Raw genomic sequence first — 15393 nt, 5'->3', positions numbered from 1 at the left:
GCTATAAATGCGTAAGTTATTGACATCATGTTTGTTCTTCCTATTTGCACTTTCCTATGCAACAGCAAACAGTTATGGCGTTCACGAAGATCATCCTTATGATTTTATCGTAACAAAACATATTTATAAGCTTTCTGAAATTTATCAGATTAAATCCATTCAAAAGGAAACTTATCCTGGCTCAGTAAAAAAGAGCGCTTTTCGTATCCGCACAAACTATGATTTATCCAGTAAAGATGGGTGGCAAGCTACTGGAATTACACGAATTATTTCTTTAGGCTCATTATATAATTGGGCTAAAGAAATTGATGTTTATGACACGCGTGGAGTACAAATTGGATTCATAGACGGAAACTTAGCGACACTCGAATCAGCAAAATTCACTATTTATGAATATGATGAATCAGGAAAAGCTACTACAATCGGCTTTGCCTACGCCAATCCAAACTTTGACAGGTTTGTAATTTTACCATCCACAAGTAACCCACACCCAATTGCCGAATTCAATCGAAATTTTCATGACAATAATTGGGGTGTCACTGTGCACTATCCTGAAAAAATAGATGATCGAATCATTCGAATTTTTGCCGCTTTTGTAATTGATCATGAAGATAAATTTTTAACTAACTCAGATGACTTTAAAAGCGAATAAATAGTTAATCACTATGATTAATAAAGATAAATGGGATAGGTTAACCGAATTGATGATGAAATTGAGCATCAACGAAGCAGATCTCATTGAAAAATTTATTTTGGGCAGTGGCAAAGGGGGGCAGAAGCTGCATAAAACTGCCTCAACTGTTTATTTAAAACATGAGCCATCTGGCTTGGAAATAAAGTGCCAGGAATCGAGAAGCCGTGAAGATAATCGATATTTTGCAAGAGTTCGTCTTTGTGAAAAATTAAATGCGATTTTGAGTCTTGAAAAAACTCAAAAACAACAGAAAATAGAAAAATTAAAGCGCCAAAAGAAAAGACGAACAAGGCGCGCGCAACAAAGGATTTTAGATAATAAATCCAAACATGGTCAACTAAAAGTACTGCGAAAAAAACCTGAAACCCACGAATAAGTAATTTTTGTCCATGCAATTAATGTTGGGCCTATGCTCAAATAGTAAGGTTAAGCTAATAAATTATTAACTATCCAATTATAAGATAAAGGTATATATCAATAAATTGGAGTTTAAAAATGGCTGCGAATGAAGAAACGATTAAAGAATATTTAAACAAAGATTATTATAAAATTCTTGGTATTGATGACAAAGCTAAGGCAAATGACAGCCAATATTTAAAACAAGCCTATAAAAATAAATCAAGAGAAGTCCATCCAGATAAGCATCAAACAGAAAAAGAGAAATGGACTGAGGCATTTAAAAAAGTTAATGAAGCTTATATGGTTCTGTCCGATCCTGATAAAAAAGCATTATATGATCAATCCATAGCTAGTAATGAAAAATTGCGTCCGGAAGAGTATAGTCGGTTTTTTAATAACGCAAAAGACTCAACCAATAGGGATAAAGATGCAGGATACTCCGTATCGAACCCTAATGAAATAGCAAGAGATCTCAGGAATGGTCGCAGCAGAGTCTATATTTATATTCCTCCTGACTTCCTTAATACAGGAGTTGCTACAAAAACCCATTGTCATGGACGTAATACAGCAGTCAATTTTGAGGTTGATTTTCCAGATGGTTATTACACAAGTGCTAAAAACTTGTCGTATAATGAAGAGCAAGACAGTATTAAGATTACAATCAGAAAGTTCAGAAATATTACAGATACATTCCCATCAATAAATTATAATTTGGAATCAAGGACATTTTTACTGGCAATGCAGAAAGAGGATGATTATCACTCGTCCCCATTGGTTATCGGACTTATCACTGTAAGTGAAAATCATAAATTTGCAATTTATAGTTTTATTGAAAATCTACCAGAAGAAACCATCATAGAAGGATTATTATGGGATGGTTTAAAAAGTCTTCCTAATCAATTCGGAAGTGCATTTAGTGCGGATAGGAATGGCTATTTTAGCATAACTCAAAATTTAGTGACGTCCACTGAACATGTAACATTACTGCGCCAAAAACAAGAGGAGATAGAGGTCCCGGGAAAGAAACCAGAATTTAGTATGGAGTTATTCCGGAAAGAACTTGCACAAGCACAAGAAAACAGCATGAGAGTCAAATTTTTTGGCCCGAGTGGGTTTGTTTCTGATGTATTAGAAGGAAAACCGGTTAGTTTTCCTGAGATACTTGCCCATGCTCAAATTTTCCCTTTGGGGACAGTAAAAAAGGTATTAGATAAATTTGACATCAGCAACCAAAAAATAGCACTTGATTTTAAACCCTAAATGTATAAAAAAGGCTTAATCGAGTATATGACTATCCCGTAAAAACGCGTTCCACGTATATGGGATAGTCACTATTGATAAGCTGCGATGATCCCAGTATTAAATTTTCTACCCATTGCCAGATAATCCGTATTATGCAGGAGTGACATTGCATCAATAATCGTTTTGATACCACGAACATCAACGCCTAAACTTTCACCTAAGGTATACCAAGGCACTAATATAAAGGGCACATCTTCCTGGACATATCTGGTTTTTGTAGACGCAGGAAAAAATGAAAGGGAATTATGAATGGGTGAATTTTTAAAATAATCATAAATGGATGTAAATTGATGTCCATAATACCTATTTAAGACCTCATAATGAGGAGGGATGACATATCCCAATTTACTGCCTATTAACAAACGCTCCTGATCCAAACGCATCAATACCTGGGCTGTTTCTTCTGAAATCCCCTGATTATAAAAGTAAAACATATCTTGATTGCCAATTCTCGCTGCATTAAACAAAATTGCCGGGGTATGACCAATACCGCTTGTATTATAAAGACCCACTTCGAGTACACTCGATTTGGCATGCAACCGGCACGGTATTACATCAGATAATTCATTGATTATTTCATGAATCTGATTTTTAGGTACGCTTGCAACACCCACAAATTGCTTGGTTGCGACGATGTGTACGCTACCTTCATTATTTGCTCTACACGCGTAAGGGAAAGATGTAAGCTCAGCTAACCTAATCTCTTTTTCGTAAGGACTATTGAGTATCAATTGATGAGCAAAAATAGAAGAAAAATATCCTGCTAAATTTACAATGATTTGACCCGCACTAAGATAGGGTAATAAATCAGGCATCAACTGCTCGCATGCAAAAGCAGGTAAGGCCATAAGAATGACTTCTGCACGTTCAATACAGGGTTTTAAGTCAGTATGCATCGCATGGATTGGTGCAAAGCCATCAATTTCACCCGTTAAATAAATGCCTTTTTGCTGATAAATGGCATGAAAAGCGCCTGGATGTTGTGGATGGGCATACAAAGATACTTCATGCCCCATGAGACTTAAGTGCCCTGCCAGCGCTTGACCACCATGACCGCAACCTAATACTGCTATTTTTTTCATGTGCATCTCCAATATCAATTATTTATGGGCAATGTTCTCTTTAGTAGGAATATTGCCTAAAAACCCCGTTTGAATTCCTTCTTGATACATTAATGTTAAGGCTTCAAGTCCGTGTGACTTTCCCCATATGTTACGATCCGCGAAATATACTTTATGATTTTTAACTGCAGTAAGATGCTGCCATAAAGGATTTTTCTGGAAATTAACAAAAGCACTGCGATCATTGCCTGTAAGCAGGATAACGATTTGATCAGGATTTTTCCTGAGTAAGCCCTCCACTGAGAGTTCATACAATTGACTCGAAGTATTTTCAGTGATCATGTTATGTTTTCCAAATTCGTCGAGAATCTGGCTGGTAATTGAATTATGAGCAAGGGCATTGAAACTGTTGTTGGCTGTAGGAAATCCGATAAGTACATTTGAGTCCCCTCCCTTTTTAGCAAGTTTTTGTGCAACTGAAAATTGTTTTTGGTAGTTTGCTACAATTGAAGGAACATGAGGCATTGTATTGGTTTTCTCAGCGATGATTTTAAGATTTTCAATCTGTTGTTCCGGCAAACCAAAAATCCCTTTTAACAAAATCGTAGGTGCGATTTTTTCCAATTGCTCGTGAATGGCTTGATTAAAATCAATATCCCCAATGATTAAATCAGGTTTTAAAGAGGCTATAGCTTCAAGATTAGGTGCTTCGCGTGCACCAACACTAGGAGTTTTCGCTATAATCGATTCTAAATAATCAGGATCAGCACCCTCATATAAAAATCCACTAGTCCCAACACCCACTGGTTTTAAACCGAGCTGATTTAAATCATCCAGCAAACTAAATTCCAAGACGACAATGCGCTTAGGAGTTACAGACTGCGTCACTTCAGCTCGAGTGTTAGCATGAACAAAATTGCATAGCATTACAATGAAAGAAAGACAGATTGATTGCCAATATTGTTTTATTTGAAACATCATTTCTCACATTCGTCATTTCAAAGAAATTGCATTCTAGATCAGCAAAATTAATATTGCAAATGATAATCATTATCATTTATGATGAAGGCATTTCAAACCATAACTCGGGAAAGCAGTGTGTCGTAACATTTTAAGTCTTGGAAGAATACTCAACATCTTTTCCTGGTTTAACCGAAATGGAGAAATTTTATGAACAGTAAACGCATCGATTTTATTGGCGATTTATTAACTGTGCGTTTATTACCCATAGAGGTACTCAAACCCCATGAAAAATTTTGCCCAAATAATTTTAGTTATTGGTTGAAACAAATTACATCCATGCAGTGTTGGACTCATCCATTATTGGTTGATAAAAACACTAAAGTTATTATGGATGGTCATCATCGTCATCAAATTGCACAAAAATTAGGTCTGAAATACATTCCTTGTATTTTGACCAGTTATAAAAATCCCTACATTAAAGTTTATTTCTATAAAGACAATTCGGAAATAGATAACCAATTAATCATTAAAGCAGGACAAAGCGGCAAATTGTTCGATAGCAAATCAACACGACATGAAATAACCATTAATTGTATTCCACAAATTAACGTCCCTTTGACTTTACTACAGTAGATAGAGATTATGAGAAATAAATTACAACGAATAGATCAATTAATCGGTAACACGCCGGTCATAGAACTCACTCACCCCCTTTTATCGAGTAGAAAACAACTCTTGTTAAAATTGGAATCTTTTAACCCAACTTTTAGCATTAAGGATAGGACTGCGTTAGGTTTAATCCAACATGCTTTGTCATCAGGTAAATTAAAACCTGGCGGGACAGTCATTGAGTCTACCTCGGGTAATTTAGGTAAATCATTGGCCATGCTTGGTGCGGTTATGAACTTTAAAGTCATCTTAGTCGTTGATCCCAAAGTCCCTCAAACATTTAAAAATTGGTGCGAAGCCTATGGGGCTGAAGTGGTAATTGTGACAGAAACCGACGACGCAGGAGGATATCAAAAAACAAGAATTCAAAAAGTACGGGAGTTGCTAAAACACTATAACCATGCTTATTGGCCCAATCAATACGACAACCAGGCTAATCCAAACTTTCATTATTCCCAAACAGCTAAAGAAATACTGGATCTTGGGATGAGTAGCATTTTTGGAGCAGTAAGTACCGGCGGACATATGACAGGCATTGCTCGGTACATTAAATATCATAAACCCGAGATTAAGGTAATTGCTTGCGACGTTATCGGCTCAGCAATATTTGGTAAACCTTTTAAACCTTATTTATTAAATGGTGTCGGGTTGTCCTGGAGAAGCGCGAATGTCGATTTAGATGTTTTTAATAATGTGTGTCATGTGAGCGATCAAGATGCAATTTCAATGTGTCATTTAATAGCAAAACATGCTGGAATGCTGCTGGGCGGCTCCGGTGGTTTAGTCCTTTTTGCCGCAATGAGCTATTTATTACAAGATTATGCGGATAAAGCCGTATGCATCATCCCAGACAGTGGTGTCAACTACCTCCATCAAATTTATGATAAGGAATGGTTAGCAAAACAACAAATCTGTGTATTAAGTCAGAACCAATTAGCAAACAATTTACAGTATTTTTCATTTCGAGATGATTAGAATATGAAGCTATTTATCACTTATGCTATTTTGAGTATGATTTTACTAGCTTTGGTATTCTTTTCTTTAAGCGTTGGAACTATCCCCATTTCTATAAGCAAAGTCATCAATTACATACACCATAAAGATATGAGTATCGAATCGATCCTTTTAGAAAACATACGCCTTCCTCGTACTGCTTGTGCTGTAATCGTCGGGGCTGCTCTGGCGTTAACAGGGGTACTCTTATTTTACATTTCAGGTAATGAACTAGGTTGCCCTAGTTTACTTGGTATTAATCAAGGTGTTTTTGTTGGTGTCGTTTCCAGCGTTGTATTGACGCAATCCATGATGATGAAGGGTCTATTCATAAGTGGTATTCTTGCAGGAACAGGTGCAGGGTTAGTGACTTTTTTCATATCGTTCAAACTGGGATTTTCTCCGTTGAAATTAATACTCATAGGACAAGCTATCAATTTGTTCTGTTATGCGCTCTGTCAATTATTACTTATGCTTGCCCCCCAATATGCGGACTCATTATTAGTAAGTTTGAATGGATCATTAGCGAACAGTAATTGGACATTATTAGAAACTTTTGGTTCGGTTCTTTTATTAACAAGTGTGTTAGCCATAGTTTTTATGAAGCAAGGTTATCTTTTATCTTTAGGTACGGATGTTGCTAAAAATATAGGCGTACACGTAAATAAAATATTGTGTTTGTTTTTAGGGATTATTTTGATCCTAAGCACAGGCTCGGTTTTAATTGTTGGACCGTTATTGTTTTTTCCACTTCTAGCCCTGCACTGCAGTAAACTATTTATTTCAACGAATAAGCCATATCATTTTGCTTTAGTCACTGCGTGTGTAGGGAGTATATTGCTGTTAGCCAGTGATCTGTGTATGCGCGTCCTCTATCCAGATTGGGAGGCACCACTCAATTTATTTATCGCTATATTGGGGGTACCCTTATTAATCATACGTGCAAGGAGATTGCACTAAATGCTTTTTAAAATCGCCCTATTAGTTGCTCTAGTCATTACTTTATCAATTGCAACGCTTCTCTTTGGTAAAACAACATTCTCATTCCATGAATTATGGCAAATGAACCACTTGGATAAAAGTGATTATTTCATCCTCTTTGACATAAGAATCCCACGCCTAATCACCAGTATCTACACTGGGATATTATTTGCTTTAGCAGGCAGTATTTTTCAAGCGCTACACAAAAATCCAGTAGCATCTCCAGATATTTTAGGAGTCAATGCTACTGCAATTTTTGCCATTCTATTTTTTTCTCATGTCTTTGATACTCAGCAAGGTTTATTAGGCTATGCCTTAGTGGGAGCCCTCTTAGGTTTTGGATTAACCACCCTCCTAAGTACAAACAATGGCCAAATTGATAACACTCGTTTAATTATTATTGGCATTGCCCTAAGTATTTTATTTAAAGCGTTAAGCCAATTTTTAGTGATTGAATCTAAGGAAAACATTCACACTCTGCTGCATTTTTTAAATGGGACTTTGTACCAGGCCAATTGGCAACAGCTCAGTTTCATGTCTTACTCCGTTCTTATTTGTATCACTCTCTGTTTATTCTGTGCCTCCTACCTGGATGTCATCATCCTTCCTGATGATATTTCCCGATCCATCGGATTGCCATTGAGATTTTGGCAAATTTTTTTTATTGGGTTAGCGTTGTACATGTCAGCAAGTGCCATAAGCACTTGCGGCAGTTTAGGCTTCATCGGATTCATTGCCCCTAATATGTCTCGAATTCTTTTTGGGCATAGTCACCGTTCTAACTTATATGGTTCTATATTGATCGGTTGTTGTTTAGTCCTGGGAGCAGATTTAATCAGTCGTGTCGTTTTCTATCCTTTGGAAATTCCCATAGGAATAGTCCTAATTTTTATAGGGACACCCTTTTTTCTCTATCTATTAAAAACAATGCACAGGAACTATTATGGGTGAAATTAATGCAACAGATCTTAATGTTTTTTTAGATCATCATCATATTATTAAAAACTTAAGCCTGACAATTCCTGCCAATCAAGTGACCGCAATTATTGGGCCCAATGGTTCTGGAAAATCTACACTTTTGAAAACACTGTCCGGTTTGATGAAACCACGGAGCGGCAAAATATGCATTAATGAACTACCTATTCATTTTTATAACCGCAAACAATGGGCGCGAAAAATGTCTTTTTTAATGCAAAATCCAGAGGCTCCGGGTTCAATGACTGTTAAAGAGTTAGTCAGTTTTGGGCGTTTTAGCCATCAGGCATGGTTTGGTTTCAATAAGGCCGACCAAGAACAAATCCATTGGGCTATCAAACAAGTGAACTTGGAAGATAAAACGAATCATTGTTTGTCTCAATTATCCGGAGGACAACAAAAGCGTGCTTGGATAGCTATGGCGCTTGCTCAAAATAGTGATGTTTTGTTATTAGATGAACCTACGGCATTTTTAGACATACGGCACCAAATCGAAACTTTATTGCTGTTGCAAAAATTAAAAAAGGATTTGAGCAAAACCATTGTGGTTGTATTGCATGACATCCCACAAGTCATTCAATTTGCAGATTACTTGATAATTATTAATCAAGGTAAGCTTATCCATCAGAGCCCAATCCAACCTGATCTCGATCCTCAATTATTTGAAAAAGTGTTTGGTATTCAGGTAGAGCTCAAACACAACCAATTTCAGGGGATTTCATTAACCATACACGGAGTAACAGAAACCCAGGGCAGTTAAAAACCGTATCTATTCAGAAATGTCCAAAACTAACTGTCACCTTTAAAGTACGATTGAGAGTTTATAAATATGTTGCAATTATCAAACTATTCTACCAAACAATTATTTGCTGTCATTATTATTGGGACCATGATGATGATGGAAAGTATTGATACCAATATTTTAAACGTAGCTATTCCAGCTATGGCACAATCTTTAGGGATCCCATCCCTGAGTTTAAAACTCCCTATTACGAGTTATTTAATTAGTTTGTCTGTTTTTATTCCCATTAGCGGCTATTTAGCAGATAGATTTGGTACTAAAATCATTTTGATGATAGCAATTTTTTCTTTTGGCTTATTCTCTTTCCTGTGTGGCTGGGCAACTTCTTTACTCCAACTCACTTGCTTCCGCGCTCTACAGGGCGTTGCAGGAGCTTTATTAGTTCCTGTGGGCCGGTTATTGATGTTACGGGTATTTTCCAAACAGGAATTAGTCAAAGTTTATATGTTCATTTCCATGCCTTTATTATTGGGGCCTTTATTAGCTCCTTATATTGGCGGGGTATTAGTCAGTCATTTAAGTTGGCGCTTTATTTTTTATGTCAATATTCCCTTCGCACTTTTGATGTTGTTTGCGACCTTACGTTTTGTTGATAATTACACCCAATCAACTGAACCCTTTAATTGGCTTTCTTTTATTCCACTAGCATTATTTTTGGCAATTACAGCTTATTGGTTAGATACTACTTCGGAAATCACCAGCAGCATCAATCAGTTGTTAATCTTAATGCTTATCATAATTAGTTTTGTTATTTATCTGTTTATCGAGCGTAAATCAACATATCAGATAATCCATTTTAAGTTGTTTAAAATTAGAACTTACAGGCTGTGTTTTTTTAGCAATGCATTAAGCCGCATTACTCTAGGCGCACGAGCATTTATCATTGTACTGTATTTACAGCTTGCGTTAGCCATGTCACCCACTGAAAGTGGCTTATTAATTTCCTCTATGGCCATTGGTTATTTGTTTAGTCGAATTTTTATTGCTCGATACCTAAAAAAATTTGGATTTAAAAGAACACTACTTTGGTCTAACTTTGGAACATGTGTTGCTACCATGCTGTTATGCTTCATTGAACAAGCGAATGTGTTTGCATGGTCGGTAATGATTGCATTAGGCTTTTTTTCTGCCATTATTCTATTATTACTTAATGTATTATGTTTTTCAGACATTAAAAACGAAAAATATGCTGCGGCAACCAGTTTAAACAGTACAACGCAACAATTATTCGTATCGCTGGGAATTTCTATCGCTGCCTGGAGCATGCATTTATTCAATGACTCATTTGGTGCTTTTTCTATAACCTCCTTTCACATAACTTTTATCTGTATCGCTGTGATTAGTTTAATTGGGCAAATTCCTTTTTTAAAATTACAAAACTCCGATGGGAATAATTTACTGTGAAGTATTCAAATAGAACTGCGAGCACCTCAACTGAAATAAAGTGAAGTATCGCCTAAATGTGGCATAGCCACTGCACCAAAAATTATGTTTTCTTAAAAATTGCTTTAGGGGCTGGTGAAATGTCAACAGATCCTAGTGGTTTTTTCAAAGTAACTCCTCAAGAAAGCATAGTCATCAGCAAACGATAGTAATTAGGAGGGTAAATTATGAGTGTTTTCACTTCCAAAATGATGGCGGCTTTCACACCAACCGATGTGTTTATTAATTTATATGATTTGATAATGAAAGAGTATGAGAGGGAAGCTCATCCTTTAGGTGCTTATGATGAACTTGCAAAAACCACCATTCTTCAATATTCATACCCGAAGATCACTTTTTTATTCTAAACTTTTAATAATAAGCTGTGATTAAGAGAGAAGAATGTCTGCAATTACCAAAAATCTACAAACACAATTAATCATTGATCAACAAACTATAGAATCAATAGAAAACGCTTTAAAGTCAAAAAAAATTAAATGTCTAATACAAGCTTATTTTTCTGAGCTAGATACAATTCGCCTTCAAAAACATCTCCGCGATAGTGAGAAACAAGAAATTGATCGTGCTAAAAACGTCGAAATAATGGCGCAAATTATGGAACTCGCAAGTCAAGGCAATGAAATTACCAAACTTTTCGGTGAAATTGCTGATAATGCCCATACCATTATTCGCATTCCTGAAGAGGCATCTAAGTTATTGATCCATGGAGGTGGAATTGGTGCCCTGGTAACCGGTATACTTGGATTTACCACTATTCCACTTTTATGTGCATTAGAAAAGCGAAAACCCAAACCTAATGAGGTAATACTTATGGGGCTTTCTATTGCCACAATTGTGCTTGGATCATTAGCCATTGCTGCAGTAGGAGGGCCTATAGGAGTTGGCGCTTTTGTATTGGCGATTACTACTATAGGTTTAGGTAGAACCGCATTTAATTATTTTCATGAATGGCGTGAAAGAAAAGTATTAGAAAAAGAAGTACATCAATTAGAGCAACAACTTAATGATTTAGAAAATACCCTTGATGAGGCTATCAATAAGATTTCAAAGCTCAAAAAGAAACTCATGCATGAGCTCAATCAGCCGCCCTTAACCTTTGACCCCAAAAAAATAGAGAGCCTGAAAGAGGAACTCCAAAAAACAACAAATCATTTAGAGTCTGTAATTAAAGAGTTAGACAATAAAAGTATTGTTTTTACTAACAAGAGCTCTAAACTGTTAGAACTTCAAGAAAAACGAACCAGTCGGTGGGAGCTCGCAAGAAAAGGGATATATGTTAGCGCAGGTATACTTGCCGTAGTTGGTGCAATCTTAATGTTAACACCAGCAGCCCCCATAGGAGCAACTTTGATGTTGGCGGCGAGTGCTATCACGGTCACCACACTTGTCAGCTCACTTGTAGTCAATCGAATTAAAAATTATCAAGCCCAAAAATCACAGGCTAATGCAAAAAACTCTTTACATCAAGCTCAAGATATTAAAACCAACGTAAGGCATAGTTCTGAATATATTATTGCTCAATCTCTCACTCCCGAAGGCGAAAATGTACATAATACATTAAAAAAGGAGATCGAAAATGCTTCTAACATCCATGAGATGAGCAAAGGCGACAAAGATTCTAATCCATTAAAATTAAAGCAAGAAAAGACACCCGTGCCCACTAAAGTACTTCAAACAGAAGCAACTGAAAATAGCTCCCTGGAGAAAAACAAAGCAATTTATAAAGAAGGAACCCAATCATCTAAAATCCCCGCAGATGAAGACAGTGATGGCTCTAAAGATGGGGTTTCACCTTGCTAAAAAATAGCTTTAACCCTGTCATGCAATGAATAAAATTAATTCACGAAGCATTATTTGCGATCGGCTCAGCTCGTTTGGCGATCACCCGTTTATCCATAACCCGTCGCCATAAGGGTGGGAAAAGAGCGAGAATCATCATTCCTAAATACCCGGAAGGCAATTGCGGGCTTGAATCAATATGTCTTAATATTTGATAAGGGCGTGCACCATGCGTATGGTGATCAGAATGCCTTTGCAAATGAAAAAGAAGCATATTACTTAACCAATGATTCGCATTCCATGAATGTTGTGGAGAAACTTTCTCGTAATACCCATTCGCTAGTTTCTTACGCTCCAACCCATAGTGCTCAATATAATTAATTATCTCAAGCAGTAAAACAGCAGTCACCGCTTGAAGAACAAAGAAAAAAAGAGCGCTCCATCCACCATAACTATAAATAGCCAGCGCCAAAATAATCGGAGCACTTATTATCCACCAAAATTGATTTTTTAAATGATAACTTGAATATCCTAAACGTTCTAAACGCTTACGTTCAATTAACCAAGAGGATTGAAAAGAACCAACAAGTGTCCGTGGTAAAAATTGATATAAACTTTCACCCAATCGTGAAGTTGCTGGATCTTTAGGCGTAGCGACATGAACATGATGACCTCGAACATGTTCTATAAAAAAATGGCCATAGCCCACAGTTACTAATAAAACTTTACTTAGAGTTTGATCAATTGTAGTGTTTTTATGCATAAGTTCATGAGCAAGAGTGATTCCTACGCCTCCGGTCAAAAGACCTATTGACACACTAAATCCAATCAGCTCAATCAAACTTAAAGAATAATGAACAACAAGGTAAACCGAAAACAGCAAAACGCAGCATTGCAAGGGAACATAAAACCACGTAAGTAGTTTGAAATAGCGCTCTTGTTGCAATTTTTGTTCTTCACTGGTGCTTGGATTGTTTGGATCAATGAACCAGTAATCAATGATCGGAACCACAGTAAATAATACAAAAAAAGGAAGAAATGTATAAAAATTACCGTAATAAAAACCAATAAAAGGCAGTAGTACTAGCAAATAAGCCAGCATAAAACTCAATTTTTTAGATAATTTCATGGATCAACACCTTTTAGATTTTCTCTATAAAATAGAGAAATTACCCATAATAAAATAATAGCAACAGTAAAACTAAGTATAAAGTTTTACAATCCTAACGAAAAGATTATATAACCGTCATTTTCCCGCCACCAAACAAACCCCAAAAAACCAATACCAATAATTATTTACAAGAGATTGCCTTGATCACTCAATTATACCAGCGCCATAGGTAGTGCATACAGAACTTTAAAAATAACACTATAATTTATATCAATAAACTATTTAAATCGGTAATCACTCTTCAAAGGATGGAACCAAATGGCTAGAAAAGGTCTTGTAAAAAAGAATACATCAACCCAAAAGCAACCTGTTTTCCAAACAAATACAATTGATACCGACAATTACTCTACATATATGAATAAAATTGATGATTTTTTTTATTACATTAATAAATTATATCAGGCAAATTTAGGTAAGGTTACCATGGGGATGAGTCCGGCTGTAATAGGAACTTCTCATTGTGGTTGGCTTTTGCAATTAGCTCAATCACCAGGACATCTCTTGGCACTGAATTTTTATCCTATGATGCATACCCCTGAATTTTTAACTCATTTAATTTATGACAGGCTACCCGCACAAGGAAAAGATGTTCGGTTTCATAAGGAAAATTGGCAATTGTTGCCCTGGCGTTTCTATGCTGAAATTTTTCTCCATATTGAAGATTGGTGGCATCATGCTACAACCAAAGTACCTGGACTATCTCATCGTTCAGAACGTAATGTTTCTTTTTATATCCGCCAATTACTTGATGCTTTATCCCCTTCAAATTTTGTCATGACAAATCCAGATCTTTTTAATGAAACAATTCGCTCAGGTGGTGTAAATTTGATTCGTGGTACCCAAATCGCATTTGATCACTTTTTGAGGCGATTAGCGGGTTTACCACCACCTGGTGCTGAAAAATTCAAACCAGGGAAAAATGTTGCGATTACCGCGGGCAAAGTGGTATTCACAAATCACTTGATTGAATTGATTCAATATAAACCAAAAACTAACACTGTTTTTAAAGAGCCGATTTTAATAGTACCCGCGTGGATAATGAAATATTATATTTTAGACTTATCTTCAAAAAACTCATTAGTTAAATGGCTTGTTGAACAAGGGCATACCGTTTTTATTATTTCTTGGCGTAATCCAGATGAAAATGACCGGAACTTAGGGATCGATGATTACTATCGTCAGGGTGCAATGGCAGCAATTGATGTTGTAAATGATATTTTACCTAAAGCAAAAATCCATTTGATGGGATATTGCCTTGGTGGAACACTCGCGATGATTGTCGCTGCTGCCATGGCAAGAAATCATGATAATCGCCTTAAAACCCTTTCTCTACTGGCAGCACAAGGAGATTTTACGAAAGCCGGTGAGCTTATGCTGTTTATTAACGAGAGCGAAATAAATTTTCTCAAAAATATGATGTGGGAAAAAGGCTATCTAGACCCCAAACACATGGCAGGTTCTTTTCAGATGTTACGCACTTACGATCTGATTTGGTCAAAAATGATTGATGATTATATGACAGGAACAAAACGAGGTATGATTGATCTTCTTGCCTGGAATGCTGATGCAACCCGGATGCCCTATAAAATGCATACAGAATACCTCGACAAGCTATTCCTTCATAATGAATTTGCAGAGGGGCATTTTCGTGTAGAAGATGAAATTGTAGCGCCTAGTAATATTCATTTGCCTATTTTTGCAGTAAGCCCTGAAAAAGATCATATTGCGCCGTGGGAATCGGTGTATAAAATTCATTTGATGGTGCATACAGATATTACGTTTGTACTAACAAATGGAGGTCACAATGCAGGAATTGTTAGTGAGCCTAATCATCCTGGACGTTTTTACTTGATTCATGAAAACAAAAAGAATATGCCCTATATTGGTCCCCAAAAGTGGTTGAGTAAAGCAGAAAAAAGAGAGGGTTCCTGGTGGGAGGCCTGGCATGATTGGCTAGTGCATAACAGTTCGCAAAAACGTGTCCCGCCCCCAAACATAGCCCCCTCTTTGCCTGATGCCCCTGGGAAGTATGTTCATCAAAAATAAGGATGTTTTATAATTATTGTCTCATATACAGATATCTTATTTATTTTAGGCGCTGTTGTAATAATCAGAGGCAAAATAAACATGATTATATCCACATTATCAAAATACCTATGAA

The 15393-nt window shown here is 36.4% G+C and carries 15 protein-coding genes; 12 read left to right on the top strand and 3 right to left on the bottom strand.

Annotated features, from left to right (window positions below; translation table 11 throughout):
• Positions 1-7: 7 nt before the first annotated feature.
• The 3 genes from EKG34_RS03375 to EKG34_RS03365 all read left to right on the top strand — a co-directional run bounded on the left by EKG34_RS03375 (position 8) and on the right by EKG34_RS03365 (position 2353).
• Positions 8-652, top strand: a complete 645-nt coding sequence (locus EKG34_RS03375; RefSeq protein WP_003636039.1) for a hypothetical protein — start codon at positions 8-10, stop codon at positions 650-652.
• A gap of 13 nt (positions 653-665) precedes the next feature.
• Positions 666-1070: a peptide chain release factor family protein gene (locus EKG34_RS03370; protein WP_003636036.1), complete on the top strand. Its 405-nt coding sequence runs from the start codon at positions 666-668 to the stop codon at positions 1068-1070.
• A 119-nt stretch (positions 1071-1189) separates the two neighbouring features.
• Positions 1190-2353 (top strand): J domain-containing protein, encoded by a 1164-nt coding sequence (locus EKG34_RS03365; RefSeq protein ID WP_003636034.1) that lies wholly within the window; start codon positions 1190-1192, stop codon positions 2351-2353.
• Positions 2354-2424: 71 nt separating this feature from the next.
• On the opposite strand, the gene EKG34_RS03360 is transcribed toward EKG34_RS03365, so the two are convergent.
• Positions 2425-3477, bottom strand: a complete 1053-nt coding sequence (locus EKG34_RS03360; RefSeq protein WP_003636032.1) for an NAD/NADP-dependent octopine/nopaline dehydrogenase family protein — start codon at positions 3475-3477, stop codon at positions 2425-2427.
• Positions 3478-3495: 18 nt separating this feature from the next.
• Positions 3496-4437 (bottom strand): ABC transporter substrate-binding protein, encoded by a 942-nt coding sequence (locus EKG34_RS03355; protein WP_003636030.1) that lies wholly within the window; start codon positions 4435-4437, stop codon positions 3496-3498.
• Positions 4438-4626: 189 nt separating this feature from the next.
• On the opposite strand from EKG34_RS03355, the gene EKG34_RS03350 reads away from it, so the two are divergent.
• From EKG34_RS03350 to EKG34_RS03315, 8 genes are all read left to right on the top strand, one after another.
• Positions 4627-5052 (top strand): ParB N-terminal domain-containing protein, encoded by a 426-nt coding sequence (locus EKG34_RS03350; RefSeq protein ID WP_003636026.1) that lies wholly within the window; start codon positions 4627-4629, stop codon positions 5050-5052.
• A gap of 9 nt (positions 5053-5061) precedes the next feature.
• Complete coding sequence (locus EKG34_RS03345) at positions 5062-6063, top strand: cysteine synthase family protein (protein ID WP_003636024.1); 1002 nt, start codon at positions 5062-5064, stop codon at positions 6061-6063.
• A gap of 3 nt (positions 6064-6066) precedes the next feature.
• Entirely contained in the window at positions 6067-7041 is a 975-nt protein-coding gene (locus EKG34_RS03340) for an iron ABC transporter permease (protein WP_003636023.1), read from the top strand.
• Entirely contained in the window at positions 7042-8013 is a 972-nt protein-coding gene (locus EKG34_RS03335) for a FecCD family ABC transporter permease (RefSeq protein ID WP_003636021.1), read from the top strand.
• Positions 8006-8797, top strand: coding sequence for an ABC transporter ATP-binding protein (locus EKG34_RS03330; protein WP_003636018.1), 792 nt, complete (start codon positions 8006-8008; stop codon positions 8795-8797). Before EKG34_RS03335 ends, EKG34_RS03330 begins: the two co-directional genes overlap by 8 nt.
• 69 nt (positions 8798-8866) lie before the next feature.
• Entirely contained in the window at positions 8867-10243 is a 1377-nt protein-coding gene (locus EKG34_RS03325; protein ID WP_003636017.1) for an MFS transporter, read from the top strand.
• A gap of 206 nt (positions 10244-10449) precedes the next feature.
• Positions 10450-10629, top strand: a complete 180-nt coding sequence (locus EKG34_RS03320; protein ID WP_003636012.1) for a hypothetical protein — start codon at positions 10450-10452, stop codon at positions 10627-10629.
• A 34-nt stretch (positions 10630-10663) separates the two neighbouring features.
• Complete coding sequence (locus EKG34_RS03315) at positions 10664-12082, top strand: AAA family ATPase (RefSeq protein ID WP_003636010.1); 1419 nt, start codon at positions 10664-10666, stop codon at positions 12080-12082.
• 40 nt (positions 12083-12122) lie between these two features.
• Here EKG34_RS03315 and EKG34_RS03310 read toward each other — a convergent pair whose 3' ends face one another.
• Positions 12123-13190, bottom strand: a complete 1068-nt coding sequence (locus EKG34_RS03310) for an alkane 1-monooxygenase (RefSeq protein ID WP_003636008.1) — start codon at positions 13188-13190, stop codon at positions 12123-12125.
• Positions 13191-13490: 300 nt separating this feature from the next.
• On the opposite strand from EKG34_RS03310, the gene EKG34_RS03305 reads away from it, so the two are divergent.
• The gene (locus EKG34_RS03305) at positions 13491-15278 is read left to right on the top strand and encodes a PHA/PHB synthase family protein (protein WP_003636007.1); all 1788 of its coding nucleotides are present in this window, start codon (positions 13491-13493) and stop codon (positions 15276-15278) included.
• The last annotated feature ends 115 nt before the right edge of the window (positions 15279-15393 follow it).

This window comes from Legionella longbeachae, from assembly GCF_004283175.1.
GTDB lineage: Bacteria > Pseudomonadota > Gammaproteobacteria > Legionellales > Legionellaceae > Legionella > Legionella longbeachae.
The sequence above is the reverse complement of the archived record's forward strand: the minus strand, read 5'-3'. Positions and strand labels throughout refer to the sequence as shown.

Coding starts and splice junctions, on each gene's coding strand:
- EKG34_RS03340 (WP_003636023.1), top strand. CDS start 6,067: ATGAAGCTATTTATCACTTATGCTATTTTGAGTATGATTTTACTAGCT.
- EKG34_RS03375 (WP_003636039.1), top strand. CDS start 8: ATGCGTAAGTTATTGACATCATGTTTGTTCTTCCTATTTGCACTTTCC.
- EKG34_RS03315 (WP_003636010.1), top strand. CDS start 10,664: ATGTCTGCAATTACCAAAAATCTACAAACACAATTAATCATTGATCAA.
- EKG34_RS03330 (WP_003636018.1), top strand. CDS start 8,006: ATGGGTGAAATTAATGCAACAGATCTTAATGTTTTTTTAGATCATCAT.
- EKG34_RS03345 (WP_003636024.1), top strand. CDS start 5,062: ATGAGAAATAAATTACAACGAATAGATCAATTAATCGGTAACACGCCG.
- EKG34_RS03370 (WP_003636036.1), top strand. CDS start 666: ATGATTAATAAAGATAAATGGGATAGGTTAACCGAATTGATGATGAAA.
- EKG34_RS03335 (WP_003636021.1), top strand. CDS start 7,042: ATGCTTTTTAAAATCGCCCTATTAGTTGCTCTAGTCATTACTTTATCA.
- EKG34_RS03325 (WP_003636017.1), top strand. CDS start 8,867: ATGTTGCAATTATCAAACTATTCTACCAAACAATTATTTGCTGTCATT.
- EKG34_RS03360 (WP_003636032.1), bottom strand. CDS start 3,477: ATGAAAAAAATAGCAGTATTAGGTTGCGGTCATGGTGGTCAAGCGCTG.
- EKG34_RS03355 (WP_003636030.1), bottom strand. CDS start 4,437: ATGATGTTTCAAATAAAACAATATTGGCAATCAATCTGTCTTTCTTTC.
- EKG34_RS03350 (WP_003636026.1), top strand. CDS start 4,627: ATGAACAGTAAACGCATCGATTTTATTGGCGATTTATTAACTGTGCGT.
- EKG34_RS03320 (WP_003636012.1), top strand. CDS start 10,450: ATGAGTGTTTTCACTTCCAAAATGATGGCGGCTTTCACACCAACCGAT.
- EKG34_RS03365 (WP_003636034.1), top strand. CDS start 1,190: ATGGCTGCGAATGAAGAAACGATTAAAGAATATTTAAACAAAGATTAT.
- EKG34_RS03310 (WP_003636008.1), bottom strand. CDS start 13,190: ATGAAATTATCTAAAAAATTGAGTTTTATGCTGGCTTATTTGCTAGTA.
- EKG34_RS03305 (WP_003636007.1), top strand. CDS start 13,491: ATGGCTAGAAAAGGTCTTGTAAAAAAGAATACATCAACCCAAAAGCAA.